Raw genomic sequence first — 16916 nt, 5'->3', positions numbered from 1 at the left:
TCTTCGGTCCATATAGTTAACCCAATAAAGATTATTACCCTTCAGCCTTACGAAGAATCTTCTCCATCTTTCTTCCCTTAGCCAATTCGTCGATCAACTTATCCAGGTACCGTGCCTTTTGAGTTAATGGGTTTTCGATTTCTTCTACTCTATAGCCACAAATAACGCCTTTAATAAGGTGGGCATTGGGATGTAAGGAGGCTTGATCAAAGAAAGCTCTAAAATCGGCTTTCTCATCAATCAAAGTCTGTAGTTTGCCGTCGTCAAAACCTGTGAGCCATTCGATCACTTGATGCAATTCTTCTTTGGTTCGGCCTTTCTTTTCGACTTTGCTTACGTAATGCGGATATACGGAGGCAAAAGTCATTTGTGCTATGCGTTCGTCGTGATGGGCAGTACTTTTCATTGTTGTTGTATTATACCTCTAAAGTTATTGAAATTATTGCATTCTTTTCACGATTGGGTGATCGGCATTTAATTGTAACAAGTCCCATAAATTGCCATATAGATCTTTAAATACGGCCACGGTTCCGTAATCTGCTTCCTTGGGTTCCCTTACAAATTCAATTCCTTTTGAGCGCATTTCATTGTAATCCCTCCAGAAATCATCGGTATTCAAAAACAAAAATACCCTTCCACCCGATTGATTGCCAATAAATGCTTCCTGCTCAGGTTTGGAGGCCCTTGCCAACAATATGGTAGTCCCATTCGAATTGGGTGGTGCCACAACTACCCATCGTTTGTCCTGTTCTGGCTGATAGGTATCTTCCAACAATTCGAAATTTAATTTTTGGGTGTAAAATTGGATGGCCTCATCGTAATCTCTTACGACCAAGGCAATATGGACAATGGATTGTTTCATAGGTATTTTTTTCTTCCTTAAGCCTACTTCAAAATATACGTCAGATTCTAGGACGGTCTTCGTCTGATGAAGATATCCCGATGCAGGAATACGATCACTAAAAGGTAAGCAATCATGGCAAAGATTCCGTATTGGGAATCAATATCATAGAAAAATGGTACGAACCAAATCAAACCTGGGCAACCGATCCAATATAAATAATCATCATTCCTATCGCTCAAAATAACATAAACAGCGTTGGAAATTACACTCACAATTCCGAAGATCCAAGCCGCATTAAACAATTGGGTAAAATATGAATCCAATCCATGTAGAGAATAATTATATATGAAAATGGAATATGCTAATACCAAAGAAGCAATTGCGATTACTCTTATTGTTTTTCTTAGCATTTAAATCAATTTAGAATTGGGGTGTCGGAAAATTGATAATCCACATCATTGCCATGCCTATTATTCCTCCTAAAAGCATTAAAGGGTAGAACAACTTAATCTGTTTTGCTGTCATGTACTTATTTCCACTTAGGTTCGATTTTCGAAAAAGACCTGGATGCGTTTCCAAGAAGTTGGCGCCATTTTTAAAATAAATCCATCGCACCCCCAAAAACCAAAGTACCACAATGGAAAAATGAAAAATGAGTACCATAGGGTTCATGGAACGAGGATTAAAATAATCGAATATACCCTGAGTGAGTCCACTAACACTCCCTACCATCATAACTATCCAAGGAATGTTCCCATAAAACAAATATCCCTGGAAAAGTTTGTCGTATCCTTCTTCCAGTTCTGGTCGTTCGGTTATATACTTTTTCGCTCGACTTTTTAGTACAAATGCATTTGCCGTAGTGACTCCAATAAATAATATCCATGCATATTTAAATAGTATTTCCATTCGGCTATATGTGATAGTTTAGATAAGCGTGCTTTGTATTCCCGTTTATTAGAATTTTGATGTTTGGGAGTTACGCTTTGTTTAATTGATCCCGCCAAAGCAATTGAATGGATGTGTGATAGTCGGATTCGAAAGTGATCACTCGAATTTCATCTAGGTTAAATTCGTAATCATAATCGACCTCAACCGATCCATCGGAATGAATCATATCGATAATGAGTGCATTATTTTCGATGCGATTCTTCTTTCCATAAAACAGTTCGGATTCATCATCATCTTGAAATTCGAAAATTCCGTAGTTGGATTCTACCCAATCCAAAAGACCTAGGGTATCGGCAAAGCTGAAATTTGCAGGAGGCGCGTCTTCCACATTCTTCAGTCTTAAAACCTTCTCAATTTGTGCATCCTGAACTGTACTTGATCGCTCTTCCACAAACCCTTTATGGTACAAACGATATCCATCTATTACATAATCCACAGGGATGTGTTTTACAAGAATCCATTGTTCGTTTTCTGCTAGTAAGAGCCCTTGTTCGGAATCTTCCCAGTCCTTTATTTTATAGGTTTCTACTTTCATTGACAATTAAATGCGTTGATTATTAATGTAATCTGTATGTTTCGATCTGAGAGTTTCTGTTGCACCAATGGACCCCCTAAAAAGAAACATATTCTTTAAAATTCAATTTTCAAACTCTGTCGCTCTTATTTGTGTTGTTGCTTAAACTGGCATTGGCATTAGGAAATTTAGTCCATAAAAATAGACAACTCCTACCACCAAAATGAGAAGAATACTCCACTTCCACTCTTTATTCTTTAATTCTACCCAAATTGTTTTAAGTTTTTGCTTTTCTGATCGAACCACTTTAGTATTTGCGATAAAGTCTCCTATTCTACGTGTAGGGTTCATAAATCCGACAATCGCCTCTATGGGCCAAGCGATAGCGACTAAATTCCTAATGAAACATTGTAATTCTGTAGCTGGCTTTTCCGTTTTACGGTCTATTACCCGGTATCCCATGAGTCGCTTGGTCGGACTTTTGCCATTCACAAAATCCTTATTGAAGTATATGAACATAACAACAAAAAAGGGGATTTCTATTACACGGTCACTCAATTGCACAACTCCAGTGGCTCCAAGAATCATTACCAATGCTATGGGCAAAACAATAACATAGGTCATAATAATATGATCCAGCAACATGCTTGAAATGCGGTGAAATCTATGGTTTTTGTTGGCTATCCTACTTATTTCCTCGTAGAAAAACCCCCTATGTTTAGGTTCACTCATTGGGTTGGGTTATTAATGAAAGACGAAGAGGCCTTTATTCTACCACCTCACTAATTTGAACGACAGGCTGAATGTTGGTGTAATTCGGGATATCACCCAGGATTTGTTCAGCATGGGGTCCAAAGGCATTTTCGTATTCCGAAAGTGTATCGAAATACATATAACCGATGGCCAAATATGGAATGGGCTCATCTGGAGTCCTACCTGCGACACCCTTATCGATAGCCAGATGTTTTAAGGCATCACCAAACAAGCTGTCTAGCATTGGCATATGTTTGCTGGCATAATAATCCATATCGAAGGTTTTGCCATCTCCATTGGGATACATGATGGTTATTTTGACCATACCTTCTTTAATTTTGGAAGTCTTGGATGCCCCATCTTGACAACTGGCGAAGCATACCAGGGTGCCTAGGAGTGCTAAGAATATTTTGACTTTCATTCTGTAGAAATATTGATTCGCTACAAGGTACTATTTTTCTAATTGCCCTTTTTCTCCAAAAGGCTTTTCGCCTTTTCATAAAACTCTACGGCCTTTTCATCCTGTTTCATTCCTTTATATGCATCTCCCAAGCCCTGTAGTGTACGTACGGCATTGGGGGATTTTTTCAAAATGTCTGAAAAGAAGTCCCTTGCCTTTTCGAACCGTTCATTTTTTAGATAAAACTCAGCGATAAGACTTGCACGACTCACGCGGAGTCGATCGATAAATCCTGTGGATTGAAATTCGTTAACGAACCTTTCAAATTGTTGAAAATCATCGGCCCGAATGGCATTTCTGGTGATACTGAACATGGTCCAATCGGACAACTCTTCCGGAAATCCATACCTCGAAGCTCTCTTTTCATAGTAATCGTAGACGTATTGCAATCCGCCAGCTTCTAAAAAAGCTTCCAGGTTACTGAACTGCAATTCGGGATAATATTGGAAGTAGTTTCGAAGTCCATGATACAGCGTTGCATAGGGAGTAGATCGGTGTTCCTCTCCTTCGAACTCCCTAAACTTCCAAGGCATGGTTTCTGGAGCCTTTTGCAACAAAAGTTCGTGTAAAAGAGCGGTTCCCTCCTTTACGCTTCCCTCGTTGATGTCTGAAGAAAAATAGAGTAGTTTGTCGAAGCTAGTGTCTTTAGACAAAAGACTATCTACCGCTGCTACCTTCTTTGTTACCGGAAAAGGGCTGGCAGCAATATAGGCATCGAACAACTGAGGTTTATCGACCATACTTTGTATTGTAAATCCACCAGCGAATCCCCAACCAAACAGCAATCGCTCTTGAGAACTTCTGTATCGGGTATCGATATAGGAAATAAGTTCCTTGTCTATAAAACTCAGGAAGTTTTGGGCATTGGAACTGAAGTTCCTGTTGCGCTCCGACGGACTTTTCGAAATCCCTACCACAATAAACTCTGGGGTTTGCCGAAATCCAGTCATGGATTGTTGAAGACTCACCGCATGCAGGAAATAACGTTGTCCGTCCAACACATACAGTACAGGGTATTCACTTTCATTTTCGGAATAACCATTAGGCAAATACACCTGTATTTCCCGTTCTTCGGCTAATACCTCCGATGGTAAGGTGATGGTTCGTCCTACAATATTGTCCCTTTCTTTGGGTTGACATACAGCGGTAAGGGAAAGTAGACTGATAAAAGCTACCATTAGGATTCTTAGCTTCATGTGAGGTTGTTTATGAGCCCAAGGGGTTGGTTACACTCAAAGATAAATCACAACCTTCTTTATAAATTGTTAAAGGCGACCGCCCAAATCACAATTTTTTATTCCACATGAGATAAATCCTCTCCCAGATGTCGGTCTTGATTTAATGAATGGATGATTTCCATCTGATCTGGAGTTAATACAAAATCATATACTTTAGCATTTGCTAAGATTCTTTCAGGATTTACGGATTTAGGGATCACAGACACCCCTCGCTGTATCAACCAACGTAGGGCCACTTGTACGGCCGATTTCCCATGCAACTTTCCAATGTCCACTAACTCTGTAATATCCAGTACTTCCCCCATCATAATGGGGCGCCAAGCTTCGAGTTGAATGTTATTTCGATCCGTGAATTCCTTTAACTTATATTGACTTAGGTGTGGGTGCATTTCCACTTGGTTGAGTGCCGGAACAATATCCGAATGTGCCATTAAATCCTCTAATTGTTCTATACTAAAATTGCAAACACCTATGGCTCTAGCCCTACCTTCGGCATACAATTGTTGCATGGCCTTATAGGTTTCCTTGTATTTGTCTTTTACCGGCCAATGTATTAAGTATAGATCTATATAATCTGTCTGAAGACGCTCCAAACTTTGGTCAAAAGCCCTTAAAGTATTGTCATAGCCTTGTTCACTGTTCCAAACTTTGGTGGTAAGAAAGATATCTTTTCTGTCGATACCACTTTTTGTTATGCCTCTTCCCACTCCTTCTTCGTTCTGATACGCCGAGGCAGTATCAATCTTACGATACCCAGCTTCTAAAGCTGAAATCACTGCATTTTCAACTTCTCCGTCGTTTTGGGCAAAAAGAACTCCAAGGCCCAAAGAAGGCATAATTATACCGTTATTTAAAGTAAAGAGTTGATCTATTGAGTGGTGCATAGTATTATTCTGTTGTGGCTTTTTTTGCGCGTTCAACAATGGGTTCATACTCAAAAGTGGAGCAATTGCCCTCACTCATTACTCTTTCTCCTTCTTTTTCAACTTTACTTTCGTCGTTATCCCAATCGACCACATAAATAACAGCCTTAAAAACCTCGTCCAATACTTTGTAATTAAGGCCATTACTTGTCCTTTCAAAATTCTCTTCTGTTTCGATGATCTTGATAGGTATTCCGTTATCCAAATATATGGTGGTGGCGATTCGGCCGTAAGAAAGACCTATTTCCTCGTATATTTTATACATCTGATCTTCTTCCTTCCAAACCTTCAGAATTCCTCCTCCATCCGTTGCTATGCCCGTAAGCTCAACCCAATCAAATTTCGATTCGGTTAAAGCAACATTGGACTCAATAGATCGAACCTTATGGTCGATGGAGTCAGTTTTATTTTCCTGTCCAAATATTACACATCCAATAAAGAATGATATAATTACAAGTAGTTGTTTCAAATTTACTCCCTTACGATCCTATGAACTTCTTTGCCCATATCGAATGTAATCTCCACAAAATACATTCCACTCTTAAAATGACTTAGATCGATCACATAGGTTAGGTCGTTAATAGTTCCTTCATTAACTAATTTACCGGAAAGGTCATACATACGATAACTGGATAGCTGGGTCATGGCCTCTATAGCCACTCGATCACTGGCTGGGTTTGGTGATAGGGTTGCCGTTTGAAGCATGTTATCTTCCGTCCCCAAAAGAAGTATGGGATATATGGCCTCAATTTGAAGCGTACCCTCTAAAATTTCACCGTCGTATGAAGTGGCATCCAAAGAATGGAATACCTTCACTTCGGTGATTTGAGTGAAATCGAAAGTCCCATCCACATAATAAGGAGGTGCAAAACCGAAAGAATAATACCAAAAATCTGAAAGTGCCGGAACCACAATAGTGTTATCTGGATAGGTTACCCTATTTCCATTGACATCTTTAAATCCTACCACAAGGTGGATGTCGAAACTGTTGATATTGTTTAGATGGAACTCAAAGCCCGCAAAACAATCTATCCCTCCACAGATATTGACACTACCGGGTTCGTCCTGTATCTTAACCACGGCCATTTCGCCAACGGCAGAGGTAGATCCATCGCATATTTTTTGCATCATATATCCGGTCGGATCGGGTGGAAAGGTCTCTGAGGTAAGCAATTCAGTACCTCCATCGGTGTTCGTCCAGCCCTGTAAGTCACCAAAGTAAAATTCGCCCCAGGCATCGATCGTGGTCTGGGCGTTTGCTAGGCTTACCGATAACAATAAGCATAGCAGTAGCATAAAATTTTTCATAGCATTGTGTTTTTTAGTTGGGTAATTAAGGTAAGAAAAAAACAAATACCTAGAAAAAAGACAGCTCTAGAAATCTGAAAAACAAAGTACTAAAATCAAATTAAGACTTGTGCCGCCCGATCAATCGCATACCATTTTGTGCTTTTTTACCGCAATGAGAAGGACTCCATTTCTTCCCGCTTCGCCATAAATATGCAGTGCTCCTTCGTCTTCTTTTTGAAATATTCCCTGAACGGAATCAATGTCCTTTCGAAACAATACAAGGTCGCATTTTTTTAGAGCATCGTAGGTGATCATTTCACCATTCAATACTAATAAAGGCTTACTTCCAATTTTTCCTTCCTTTTTAACTTGATCAATGTAGTTGGCCAAATACTTTTTATCATCGTTGTCATCGCTCAGATAATATGCATCTTGCCATCAGCCCATGAATAAAAGAGGGATGAGGAATAGCGGTAATCTCTTCATTGCTGATTTCAGCTTATTGGGTAGCCTGCTTGTAAGGTTCATGGCTTTCGATCTAGTTTTCATTCTTTACAGGATTTTCCAAGCGATATCGAATAAACAGTTCCTTCCCTACCATTATTTCCTTGTCCTCTTTGAATCCGAGGCGTAGAAAGCCTTTAATCCGTGTTCTGGATGGAGGAAACAACACGGTAACCGAAGGTAGTCCCATTTCTTCGAAGGCCCTCCGAATGATCTCCCTATACAGCATCTTGCCAGTACCCCAATGATCGGGATGCAATACCAAGGCCAAGTCTACTTCCCCATCTTCGGGCTGCAGTCCTCCCCAACCCGCAAATTGATCTTTTATCATAAAAGCCCACGGCCCATAACCATGTTCCGCCCAAAGTTGTTCTTTCGCAGCCACAAACGCCTCGCAATTGTCTTTTGTGAAATCGCCTTGTAGCAACGGCATTTGCCGTCGAACCAAGGGATCGTTCATCAACTCCATGATGTCTGATTTTTCAACTTCCGTAAGTCTTATGAATTCAATGTTCATTTATCTCTTCAATAATTCAAAGGTTCCTTTTCTTAGTCTCTTGTTAAGGTTAAAACTCAAAGAAACCCTGTGATTGCTGACATTGTTTAGGTTTCCGTCGTTAAAAGCGATTCCATATCCATAGGTTAAAAGTCCCCATCCTCCCAAACTAAGACCTATTTCGGGTAGTATTCGGAATTCTGAATTCCCATTTTGAAAGTAATTCAATGCCGACAATCGCAAAGTATAAAGCATGGGAGATATTTCATACCCTATTTTAGGGGCTATGGTAAAGTTTTCATTGTCCCTAAAATTGGACTCCATTCCAATTCTAAACCCTTTAATACCTACTATCGGTATCTTGGAATCCAAATCTACGGTTACCTCTCCAATCAAAATATTTAAATCGGCAAAGAAGTTTCCTTGATAAATAAGACCGGGAGCGAAGGCAACATCCAATTGGGTTTCCGTCTGCTCTTCTGCTTCTTGGGAATAACAAAAAGTTGAAATTAATATCAGAAGAAATAGAATGGACTTTTTGATCATATTTGAGCAACTAAGTGCAGGTGATTAAGTATCGGAATTGTTGTTTAGGTATTTTCCCAGGTTGATTTAAATTCCCAAAGGGATTTCTGAACGGCATCTGGGAATTTTCCATCGTTTCGCACATTATAGGCATTCAAGCCTACATTCCATTGTAAGGTCTGAAGCTCGCAGTACTCGGTTTGGAAGTGTACTTTCGATTCTATCCAAAGCAACCTTGAAAGTAATACTTCAAATTTTTCAACCCACTCATCTAATTCATGCTCGACCGATTTCAAATTTGCACCAAAATGAATAATTCTGCCGGAATACTCCAGATTAGGCCTATACACTTCATCCTTGGAGTTTCTCGTTATGGAAAACATCTCCCTAGATAACGGAGGCCATTCGTCATCTACGTTCAAAGATTCTATCACCCGAGCATTGTGATTCTGTACCTCCGTCTTGATTGGATCTTTCCAAAAATCCATTTCCTCAATGTACCCATAAAGGGTGGTTCTCATTCCCATTTCTATCTATGACATTGCCATTGTTAATTCAATCAAATATAGCTAAAACACATTTCAAGAGCGGCTGGTAAAGACATGGTTACTTGCAATTCTTGAAAAATTGATGATCCTAGGGAAAAACCCTAGGAACAATCCATTGAAAGCCTCTTGCTTTCAGAAGGATAAAGCAACTATCTTGCAAACAACTTAAAAACAAACCATCATGGAAAGAGCTCGATTCTATAAGATTATTTTCCCAATCATTATTATAATTCCCATCGTTATATGGTGGTTGTGCTGCTATATTACTACCGATCCGACCACCGTGTTTCTAGTGCGTCATGCCGATAGAGCAGGAAGTTCTGATGCGATTAACGCAACGGGCGAGATACGAGCCGACGAGCTTAGCCGTATATTGGATGAAGCCGATATCGATATCATCTACGCCTCGCAATTCAATAGAACACAGCAAACTGCCAATCCATTGGCTACGGAACTAGGGCTTACGGTGCTGGAGTATGATGCTTTCGATATTCCGCAACTCGCCGAAGACATCACAACCACCCATAAAGGTAAACGCATTTTGGTCGTGGGACACAGCAATACGGTTCCTCAAACCATTGGTGCGCTCGGGTTCTCCCCACAACCCGCCGATATTCCCGAAGATGAATACGATCATTTGTACATAGCCATTCTTAATGCCAAAATCAATGATCAGCTTATAAAAATGGAATACGGGGCAGATACGCCATGATTCAAAACCTCAAGTAAGCTGATTATCAGTTGAACAATTCGGCTTTCATCGCTTTGTGAAACGCTCCATCCCGAGCGTTTCGAAAGTCATCAAAAGGCATGTCGTATTTAATATCTATGGGTAAGTAGTCCTGATCGCCCAGATCGGGATCGCGTTCTACAAATTGTGTAGAAACGGTTAGCCATATTTTGGTCGATTTTAGGTCGATGTCCCTCCCTTCACTTGGGTTATTTGGTTTGCCCCGAGGAGCTTCCCCAACCGTTCGGGCACCCACTTTGCGTAAATGAACCGCATTGGTCAAAGCCGCAGAAAAAGTGCGTCGGCTTACTAATACGAATACCCTGCCTTCATCCACATAAGCCTTCCGTTCTTTAAGTGCATCAATAAGCGGTTGAGCGATCATAGGTTCCCCACCGGTGTTTTGCCTTAGATCGATAATGAGCCTTTCTGTATTTGTCTCCTCCAGTTCTCTGAACATATTATCCATCATGGTAGCAAATGATGGGCGATCTTTCTGATCCCAGCAAACATTGTATTGAAAAAATATGGCGTTTTCTTCCTCTAGATGTTTATACCAATAATAGCGTGGGCGTTTTTTAAACTTGAGGGAATCTACTATAAGAGGTGTAGCGAACAATGCTTCCACCCTTTGGCTTGGAGATTTCCCATTGGGATACATTGTATTGGCAGTAATATATTCTGCGTTCCTCCATTTCTTGAACGTCAAGGGAAGTAGTGTAGTACTGCCGTTTTCGAAATGGAATTCTGCCTTTTCATGAGAATCTGCGATACCCAGCACATACAGTAATTCTGCCCACGGAATGCCAAAAGGGACACTGTAAACATACTCCATATCATTATCGGCACCTACAATGGTACTAATCTTATCGAATACTTCGTCAATCGGTGTGCGGTCTATTCCCATCAATTTCTTACCCAGAAACTCTTTGTAATCTTCGGTAGTAGAGGTAACGTATATTCCATCGGAAAAGGACCAAAACTTTATGGGATAGACATGAAATTCCTTCTTTTTCTGCCAAGATGGATAGAAAGAAGTATGTCCATCCCCTATCATGGCTACTATTTGCGCTATCCTTACAAGGATTTGACTGGTACTTAATTGAGGAATGTCCTCATATAGTAGATTCACGGCACTGTCTAAAGATTCTTCGGAAACCGTATGATAAATGTCCACATGACGTTCCTTTAACTCGTTATGCATTTTAACAAGGTCACTTCTCCATTTCTTTGCCTGCCCCTCGCTTACTTGGGTGGTTACGTTTACCTGCGCACAGGACATTAAATGAAAGAGTATCACTACAGAAATTAGGATTTTTTTCATGTCTTTGGTTTTTTGATTGTACTAATAAGACAACAAAGGCATCGAAAAACTGACAGCTAAAAGAATTTTTAGTCGAGAGGATGTATGGCTTTGACCTTATGATCAATTTTATTGGGGCCCAAAGACACAGCATTACCGTTTTCATCGACCGTCCAGCTTAGAACTTCTGAAAAGCTGCCCTTTTTGGGAACAGTTATCCAAAGTTGCGAACGCTCTCCGGTACTTTTAATGATCATTACAATATTCAATTCATGGATTTTCCTCCTGTGCCTATCAACCACATAGATATACTCTATGCCCGCCTGCCTTGCCGAATGCGAAATCATGGTTAATTGTCCAGAGGTTGATTTTTCCGAAAGATTAAAGGTAACCGGTCCATATTCGCTGGAGACCACTAGGCCCTTCTGTTTTGTTATACCTTTACCTTCGGTTGTTATGGGATCTTTGGAGACCAAAGTATCCTCGGGTCGTGTTGAATCCTTTGCGACCCCAGTATCTATGGATTGCGAATGAATCTCTGTAGAATCCTTTTCCTGAGACGCAGCTACAACATTATCTATTTCATTAACGACCAAATCATTTGAGGGCTGGACCGTTATTTTCTTGGGAGCAGTTTTGGTTTCTGAAATTTGGAAGGTGTCTTTAGGTTGCGGTACTATTTTTTGTTGTGTTGTTGAATCGGTTTTTATAATTGAAATAGGAACGTTTGTTTTATCCTCTTCTTGATGAACGTTGGGAACTTCCTCCACTGTGCGATTCAGATACGTGAAAAGGATTACGGAACTCGGAAGAAGTATTAAAGCAGATAACACGTACCATTTTGAAAAGAACTGTCCTATTTTTTTGAAAAAGGAACTCCCTTCAGTTCCCAGATTTTCCGGTAAGGATCCTGTGAACTGTATGTTTTTGAAAGCTGAATAGTAATTGAATTCCGCTTGGTAACTGAGCAATTCAGAGGGAATCTCCTCAGATTCGAAATATTCGATCAAGACACGTTCCTCTTCCAAGGAAGTTTTTCCTAAATCGTACTTGCCCAGCAAGTCTTTAATGCTATTTAGATCTCCTGTTTTCATATTCCGTTCTAATTCTTTTTCTCGCTCTGGAGATGTTTACTTCTACTGTATTCACTTTTTCTTCCATGATTTCGGCAATTTGCTTCATGGAATAACCTTCGATCATTCGAAGGTGGATCATAATACGTTGCTTTTCTGAAAGTTCATTGATGATCGTTTGAACCAATGCCAATCTTTTATCGTCAGAAAAAATAGGATTGGTAGCATCGGTTATTTCTGAAGGTATCTCTTCTAGTGGTAGAAGGCGTTTCTTCGATTTAAGAAGGTTAATACAGTGATTTTTCATGCTTCTAATAAGAGCACCCTTCAAATTATCGTACTTGGAAAATTGGTCTTTCTTCTCTAAAACCTTGATGTAAAAATCGGAAACAGCATCTTCTGCATCATGTTGGTTATGAAGCATTTGTAGAGCTAGCCGATACAATAATTCCTTACATTCTAAAATCGTCCGCTTAAGTGGCATACATTGCTAATGTATATATATAACAGCAACTTCCACAAAACCTGACACTTTTAAAAAAGAATTAAAATCTACTTTTTAAGGACTATCCTTTCTGGTGACCAATTAAGGATTTGAAATTTTACCTTAGAAGAAACTCATTCATGGTCTCACCATACTCTGGGATTTATTTCATCCCAAGGTTTTGTCTACCCATTTGTCGTAGGCTTTTACAATTCGATTAAAACTAGGGATTAACAGAGCCAGTACAATCGCAATGAGCAAAAGATAGTCTTTGGTAAGTATCGATTTCAGCACAAATAAGGCGAAAAGGAGGTAGATCACCGATTTGAGTACAATAGAAAAAGTCTTACTTGCTTTTGTATTTGAAGGGTCTGGAAGTTTTGAAATCAAGAATTTGATAATAGCCACAAGGATCAATAGGATCACGAGACCTATTAAAACTTCACCACCGGAAATACCGAGCGTATCGAGATCGAAATCGCGTATGTAATTGAATATCTTACTCAGTTCCAAATTCTTCCTGTATCTGTTTTGAAAACAGTTTTTCGATATCTTCTTTGCTTAGACTTCGGATAAACTCGATGGTTTCTTCATCGTATCTCACCCTAAATAAAGATCCTTTACTCGCTACCGAGAACCCCAAAATACTATCAAGGACAATCCTTGTATTTCTTTCATCGATCGAATCTACTTGTATCAATGTTGAAATGTGAGCCATCTTTTCTGGAAATTCTATTCTATAATAAATTCTGTTATAAATAGCATCATTATATATATGCAACTTTCTTTTTGCAGATTGATAATCAGAAGATACGATCTTTATAAATTCAGAATTCATTGCCAATTCCTCGTAGTGCTTAGGGTAGGAAGTCGCTACAAAAGCCACACAACAAACCATGATAATGATAGGTTTTAAAACCCTATGGGGTTTCAGTATTTGTTTTACCTCTGTTTTCCAATAGTTAAAGGACAAGGGAAGCATAACCAAGGAAGCCAGGTCTGAATAGTCGACCGTTCGGTTAATTCCGATTCCATACGAATGTGCAAGGTTGAAAAAGGGCTGTGAAAATTCCGATTTCCAAATCACGAACAAAACTCCAGTAACAATATAAATCGGCTTTGCCCTTTTCGGAAATAGACAACTGAAGAAGTAGGGAAAGGCGAATAGTCCTGCAAAGTCTGATAACTTTCCAGTTAAAAAATTATGAAACTCATATTTAAGATACAGATCATTGAGGATCAATATAAAAACGGATCCAAGAAATAAAATTCGATATAAATGTTTCTCTTTGGTCACTATGCTTTCATAATTGTTGCCTGCTTCTTATTGCTATATATAGCCAACCTTTAGGAACTTCTCTTAATACAGTATCCCAAGCGTTCTACACAAATAAAGACTATTTATTTTCATTCAACCAGTTTTCAGCTTCTTGGGTGTACCAATTTCTTGAAAAATTATGGGCATTAACAATGCTTTCGAAATGGTATCTGGCCTTTTCTACATTCCCTTTCCGATCATAATAAGTACCCATGTAGGAATGTACATAGGGATTGTTAGGTGTTTCGTGAAGGAGCTTCTCTCCTATGGCTTCTATATGTGTATCGAATTCATTGAATTCGCCAAGATCCCGGTAGAAAGCCACACTTTTTAAAAAGGTAAGAGTATGGAGTAGATTTAAATCGGCGTATTGTAAATAATCTGGGGACGCGGTAAATACAGTATTCAGCAGTTTTGCACTGGACTGCATTTTGGTTGCATCAAATCTGGCCATGAACGATTCGGCCAATGCTTGGGCCAATAGTTTCTTCCTGCAAAATTCTTTATTGGAAACTTCAGTAATATCCACCGCATCCGTAGCTTCGAACAACTTCATTTCCGTGTAGCCCAACACATAGTTTTTCAGAAAACTCATGGCAAACATTGAGGAAGTAACATCTCCATAAATCAACCGAGCAGGATCGCTCATAAGGTTATTATTGGCAAGTGCAATTACGGTAATGTTCTTTTCAGGTATTTTTAAAAGCAAACTCGAATGACAATCATATTGCCCATACGCCCACACGATCTGCAAACCTTGAAATTCCTGACTAAAAATCCCGTAACCATAAGGCAATCCAGCTCCAAAGGAGGAGAACATAGCGTCTTTGGATGGCTGAGAAAGAAGTGTGTTATTATCCAAGGCCCGATTGAAGAGACTCAAATCGCTAAGATTGGAAACAACCCCAGCGGAAGCAGAATAACCATAGTCGATAAAACCATTTTCAACCCCATTGTCTAAGAAATACGGTTTTGCAATCACCTTGTTTTTCTCGGCAAGCTGTGTAGAATCCTTCAACAAAAAGGTGTTTTTAAGTGCTAAGGGTGCTAAGATTTCATCGTTCATGGCATCTGCAAATGACTTTCCGGATGCCATTTCAATCACTTGGGTTAAAAGCCCAAATCTGGAACTATAATAAAACTCCTCTCCTACCTTACCTTGCGAAGTATGCGATAGCACGTGTTTTACAAGAACGGAATCTTCAAGCAAAGGTTTTGGTAGGTATGTATTAACAGGTTCGTCAAGCGAAAGTTTTCCTTCCTCAACAAGCTTCATGATAAGAACCCCAGAAAATACCTTGGTAATGGAAGCTATGGGGAATACAGTGGTAGCTTCTAACTGGGTTTGTTTCTCTAGATCTGAAACACCAAAGTATTCTTCATACACAAAGCTTCCCTCCTGTTCTACAGCCACTGCAAGACCTGGGATTTGAAAATATTCTTTTAACTCCTGAAGTTCTTTGGTGAATTGCTTCGAGGGATCGACCGTATCCTTACTCTTTTCTGAACAACTGGAAACTAAGAAAAGAAGAATACTTAAGGTTAGGATGGATTTCATTAATTAGGTTGGTTGGTGGGGTTACGAATACAGCGAACAGAATGTTATGATGAATACGATGCCAAAGGCAATATAAAATCCGTGCAAGGAGAAATTCTTGAACGGAACCTCAAACTCATCTACCTGTTTCTTGGGTTGCATAAGCACATCCCTGCTCTCATATTCGAAGCTGTTATCGATACTTGAAGGGGAAACCTGATTCGCTTGGGATCTTCCCTTTGTTTTCATTTTGAAAAAAACAAGAATCAAAAGGATGGCTATGAACACGAAGAAATAGGCTTCGTAGTCGGCCAATCGATTCAATTCGAAGTAAGATGGATCGGGAATAGATTTTAATGCGATCATTTATGCAACGTTTTGTGAATACGAACAGTAGCTAAGTTATAAAATAAATGCATCGATATTATTGGGTTTAGAAAGTTATTAGGGAGATTCATCAATTTAATCCAGCGAACTAAAGAATTCCCATATCTCATCACAGGCATTGATTTCCCTGCTGGTATTGCCTATAATCCTTTTGCCCAAGTATTGTTTACCTCCTGGCCAGGTATGGCCTCCACCCACTATTTTATAGAATTTCAAAGCCCCGCCTGAGACACAGTTACTATAGGTCCTAACATGCACTGTCGTACCGTCCCTCCTTTTCTTATCCGGTAATACAACATCGGACTCAATTCCAGTACAGGCATTCTTTTGTTGCCAGAATTCCAAGTAATCGTCATTGGAAATGATCTTCCCTCGGCTTTTTCCTCTTTTGAATAGACGGATATCACCTCCTTCGTAAGGCACTAAGGGATCATCGGTTCCATTCATTACCAAAACGGCTACAGGTGTTGCCGGATCACACTTGGGCAAGTAAGCTTCAGAAATGGAAGCGGTAAGGATGGCTCCCCCTCGAAAAAGATCGGAACGATCGCATAACAATCGTGAGGTCATGAATCCGCCATTGGACATTCCCGTCGAAAAGATCTTCGTAGCATCGATACTATACTCGCTTTTGAGCTGATTGATGATTTCTACAATAAAGCCGACATCGTCCACGTCCCTATTCTCTGGCTTTAGATTTTCGGTACGGCCATCGTTCCAATTTTTGGCGATAGCATCGGGATAGACCACAATAAAACCTTCACGGTCGGCAATTTTATTGAATCTTCTATACGTAAGCCCGGGAGTACCCTTTCCAGTTCCACCACCTCCATGAAGATGGAAAAGTACAGGTAGAGCGCCTGTCATTTTATCTTCCGGTGGAAGATGTAACCAATAGGTACGCTCACGATCCTGCCAAGTCAATTTTTTTAGTATTAAATCCTTTGGATTGTTTTCTTCGGCCAAGGTTGGGGTCATGGAAAGCAATCCCAACCCTAACAAAGCAGTAAAGCAGACGAACAGTGTTTTTTTCATCAT

Annotated in this window: 24 protein-coding genes; 1 reads left to right on the top strand and 23 read right to left on the bottom strand. The window is 39.8% G+C overall.

Annotated elements, in window-relative coordinates; translation table 11 throughout:
* Positions 1–34: 34 nt before the first annotated feature.
* From POV27_RS07685 to POV27_RS07615, 15 genes are all read right to left on the bottom strand, one after another.
* Positions 35–406 carry a DUF2200 domain-containing protein gene (locus tag POV27_RS07685; RefSeq protein ID WP_272862167.1) on the bottom strand — a complete coding sequence of 124 codons (372 nt, stop codon included), beginning with the start codon at positions 404–406 and terminating at the stop codon, positions 35–37.
* Between the two features lie 33 nt (positions 407–439).
* Positions 440–862, bottom strand: a complete 423-nt coding sequence (locus tag POV27_RS07680) for a VOC family protein (protein ID WP_272862166.1) — start codon at positions 860–862, stop codon at positions 440–442.
* Between the two features lie 47 nt (positions 863–909).
* Positions 910–1254, bottom strand: coding sequence for a hypothetical protein (locus POV27_RS07675; RefSeq protein ID WP_272862165.1), 345 nt, complete (start codon positions 1252–1254; stop codon positions 910–912).
* A 10-nt stretch (positions 1255–1264) separates the two neighbouring features.
* The gene (locus tag POV27_RS07670; RefSeq protein ID WP_272862164.1) at positions 1265–1753 is read right to left on the bottom strand and encodes a hypothetical protein; all 489 of its coding nucleotides are present in this window, start codon (positions 1751–1753) and stop codon (positions 1265–1267) included.
* Between the two features lie 70 nt (positions 1754–1823).
* Positions 1824–2330, bottom strand: coding sequence for a hypothetical protein (locus POV27_RS07665; protein ID WP_272862163.1), 507 nt, complete (start codon positions 2328–2330; stop codon positions 1824–1826).
* A 141-nt stretch (positions 2331–2471) separates the two neighbouring features.
* Positions 2472–3041 carry an RDD family protein gene (locus POV27_RS07660; RefSeq protein ID WP_272862162.1) on the bottom strand — a complete coding sequence of 190 codons (570 nt, stop codon included), beginning with the start codon at positions 3039–3041 and terminating at the stop codon, positions 2472–2474.
* 34 nt (positions 3042–3075) lie between these two features.
* Positions 3076–3483, bottom strand: coding sequence for an EthD family reductase (locus POV27_RS07655; RefSeq protein WP_272862161.1), 408 nt, complete (start codon positions 3481–3483; stop codon positions 3076–3078).
* A gap of 38 nt (positions 3484–3521) precedes the next feature.
* Positions 3522–4718 (bottom strand): alpha/beta hydrolase-fold protein, encoded by a 1197-nt coding sequence (locus POV27_RS07650; protein ID WP_272862160.1) that lies wholly within the window; start codon positions 4716–4718, stop codon positions 3522–3524.
* Between the two features lie 98 nt (positions 4719–4816).
* Positions 4817–5644 (bottom strand): aldo/keto reductase, encoded by an 828-nt coding sequence (locus POV27_RS07645; protein WP_272862159.1) that lies wholly within the window; start codon positions 5642–5644, stop codon positions 4817–4819.
* A gap of 4 nt (positions 5645–5648) precedes the next feature.
* Complete coding sequence (locus POV27_RS07640; protein WP_272862158.1) at positions 5649–6152, bottom strand: hypothetical protein; 504 nt, start codon at positions 6150–6152, stop codon at positions 5649–5651.
* Positions 6153–6154: 2 nt separating this feature from the next.
* Complete coding sequence (locus POV27_RS07635) at positions 6155–6991, bottom strand: T9SS type A sorting domain-containing protein (RefSeq protein WP_272862157.1); 837 nt, start codon at positions 6989–6991, stop codon at positions 6155–6157.
* A 120-nt stretch (positions 6992–7111) separates the two neighbouring features.
* The gene (locus tag POV27_RS07630) at positions 7112–7363 is read right to left on the bottom strand and encodes a hypothetical protein (protein ID WP_272862156.1); all 252 of its coding nucleotides are present in this window, start codon (positions 7361–7363) and stop codon (positions 7112–7114) included.
* Between the two features lie 148 nt (positions 7364–7511).
* Positions 7512–7994: a GNAT family N-acetyltransferase gene (locus POV27_RS07625; protein ID WP_272862155.1), complete on the bottom strand. Its 483-nt coding sequence runs from the start codon at positions 7992–7994 to the stop codon at positions 7512–7514.
* Positions 7995–8519, bottom strand: coding sequence for a hypothetical protein (locus tag POV27_RS07620; RefSeq protein ID WP_272862154.1), 525 nt, complete (start codon positions 8517–8519; stop codon positions 7995–7997).
* 44 nt (positions 8520–8563) lie between these two features.
* The gene (locus tag POV27_RS07615; protein ID WP_272862153.1) at positions 8564–9019 is read right to left on the bottom strand and encodes a hypothetical protein; all 456 of its coding nucleotides are present in this window, start codon (positions 9017–9019) and stop codon (positions 8564–8566) included.
* A gap of 208 nt (positions 9020–9227) precedes the next feature.
* Here POV27_RS07615 and POV27_RS07610 point away from each other — a divergent pair, with 208 nt between their 5' ends.
* Positions 9228–9758, top strand: coding sequence for a SixA phosphatase family protein (locus POV27_RS07610; protein WP_272862152.1), 531 nt, complete (start codon positions 9228–9230; stop codon positions 9756–9758).
* A gap of 25 nt (positions 9759–9783) precedes the next feature.
* Here the strand turns inward: POV27_RS07610 and POV27_RS07605 are convergent, their stop codons facing one another.
* The 8 genes from POV27_RS07605 to POV27_RS07570 form a co-directional block, all read right to left on the bottom strand.
* On the bottom strand, positions 9784–11100 hold the full coding sequence (locus tag POV27_RS07605) for a S41 family peptidase (RefSeq protein ID WP_272862151.1): 1317 nt from the start codon (positions 11098–11100) through the stop codon (positions 9784–9786).
* A 68-nt stretch (positions 11101–11168) separates the two neighbouring features.
* Entirely contained in the window at positions 11169–12173 is a 1005-nt protein-coding gene (locus tag POV27_RS07600) for a hypothetical protein (protein WP_272862150.1), read from the bottom strand.
* Positions 12151–12636 (bottom strand): RNA polymerase sigma factor, encoded by a 486-nt coding sequence (locus POV27_RS07595; RefSeq protein ID WP_272862149.1) that lies wholly within the window; start codon positions 12634–12636, stop codon positions 12151–12153. Before POV27_RS07595 ends, POV27_RS07600 begins: the two co-directional genes overlap by 23 nt.
* A 168-nt stretch (positions 12637–12804) precedes the next feature.
* The gene (locus tag POV27_RS07590) at positions 12805–13149 is read right to left on the bottom strand and encodes a hypothetical protein (protein WP_272862148.1); all 345 of its coding nucleotides are present in this window, start codon (positions 13147–13149) and stop codon (positions 12805–12807) included.
* Entirely contained in the window at positions 13136–13723 is a 588-nt protein-coding gene (locus tag POV27_RS07585) for a hypothetical protein (RefSeq protein WP_272862147.1), read from the bottom strand. The genes POV27_RS07590 and POV27_RS07585 overlap by 14 nt, the downstream gene beginning before the upstream one ends.
* Positions 13724–14033: 310 nt before the next feature.
* Positions 14034–15512 carry a serine hydrolase domain-containing protein gene (locus POV27_RS07580; RefSeq protein WP_272862146.1) on the bottom strand — a complete coding sequence of 493 codons (1479 nt, stop codon included), beginning with the start codon at positions 15510–15512 and terminating at the stop codon, positions 14034–14036.
* A 21-nt stretch (positions 15513–15533) separates the two neighbouring features.
* Positions 15534–15857 (bottom strand): hypothetical protein, encoded by a 324-nt coding sequence (locus POV27_RS07575; RefSeq protein WP_272862145.1) that lies wholly within the window; start codon positions 15855–15857, stop codon positions 15534–15536.
* 96 nt (positions 15858–15953) lie between these two features.
* Positions 15954–16916, bottom strand: coding sequence for a CE1 family esterase (locus POV27_RS07570; RefSeq protein WP_272862144.1), 963 nt, complete (start codon positions 16914–16916; stop codon positions 15954–15956).

The organism is Aureisphaera galaxeae (assembly GCF_028561275.1).
Taxonomy (GTDB): Bacteria; Bacteroidota; Bacteroidia; order Flavobacteriales; family Flavobacteriaceae; genus Aureisphaera; species Aureisphaera galaxeae.
Note: the sequence above shows the minus strand (reverse complement) of the source record. Positions and strands in the feature narration are given on the sequence as shown.

Coding starts and splice junctions, on each gene's coding strand:
- POV27_RS07635 (WP_272862157.1), bottom strand. CDS start 6,991: ATGAAAAATTTTATGCTACTGCTATGCTTATTGTTATCGGTAAGCCTA.
- POV27_RS07595 (WP_272862149.1), bottom strand. CDS start 12,636: ATGCCACTTAAGCGGACGATTTTAGAATGTAAGGAATTATTGTATCGG.
- POV27_RS07625 (WP_272862155.1), bottom strand. CDS start 7,994: ATGAACATTGAATTCATAAGACTTACGGAAGTTGAAAAATCAGACATC.
- POV27_RS07665 (WP_272862163.1), bottom strand. CDS start 2,330: ATGAAAGTAGAAACCTATAAAATAAAGGACTGGGAAGATTCCGAACAA.
- POV27_RS07680 (WP_272862166.1), bottom strand. CDS start 862: ATGAAACAATCCATTGTCCATATTGCCTTGGTCGTAAGAGATTACGAT.
- POV27_RS07610 (WP_272862152.1), top strand. CDS start 9,228: ATGGAAAGAGCTCGATTCTATAAGATTATTTTCCCAATCATTATTATA.
- POV27_RS07575 (WP_272862145.1), bottom strand. CDS start 15,857: ATGATCGCATTAAAATCTATTCCCGATCCATCTTACTTCGAATTGAAT.
- POV27_RS07615 (WP_272862153.1), bottom strand. CDS start 9,019: ATGAGAACCACCCTTTATGGGTACATTGAGGAAATGGATTTTTGGAAA.
- POV27_RS07580 (WP_272862146.1), bottom strand. CDS start 15,512: ATGAAATCCATCCTAACCTTAAGTATTCTTCTTTTCTTAGTTTCCAGT.
- POV27_RS07605 (WP_272862151.1), bottom strand. CDS start 11,100: ATGAAAAAAATCCTAATTTCTGTAGTGATACTCTTTCATTTAATGTCC.
- POV27_RS07660 (WP_272862162.1), bottom strand. CDS start 3,041: ATGAGTGAACCTAAACATAGGGGGTTTTTCTACGAGGAAATAAGTAGG.
- POV27_RS07650 (WP_272862160.1), bottom strand. CDS start 4,718: ATGAAGCTAAGAATCCTAATGGTAGCTTTTATCAGTCTACTTTCCCTT.
- POV27_RS07645 (WP_272862159.1), bottom strand. CDS start 5,644: ATGCACCACTCAATAGATCAACTCTTTACTTTAAATAACGGTATAATT.
- POV27_RS07670 (WP_272862164.1), bottom strand. CDS start 1,753: ATGGAAATACTATTTAAATATGCATGGATATTATTTATTGGAGTCACT.
- POV27_RS07570 (WP_272862144.1), bottom strand. CDS start 16,916: ATGATGAAAAAAACACTGTTCGTCTGCTTTACTGCTTTGTTAGGGTTG.
- POV27_RS07655 (WP_272862161.1), bottom strand. CDS start 3,483: ATGAAAGTCAAAATATTCTTAGCACTCCTAGGCACCCTGGTATGCTTC.
- POV27_RS07620 (WP_272862154.1), bottom strand. CDS start 8,519: ATGATCAAAAAGTCCATTCTATTTCTTCTGATATTAATTTCAACTTTT.
- POV27_RS07675 (WP_272862165.1), bottom strand. CDS start 1,254: ATGCTAAGAAAAACAATAAGAGTAATCGCAATTGCTTCTTTGGTATTA.
- POV27_RS07685 (WP_272862167.1), bottom strand. CDS start 406: ATGAAAAGTACTGCCCATCACGACGAACGCATAGCACAAATGACTTTT.
- POV27_RS07600 (WP_272862150.1), bottom strand. CDS start 12,173: ATGAAAACAGGAGATCTAAATAGCATTAAAGACTTGCTGGGCAAGTAC.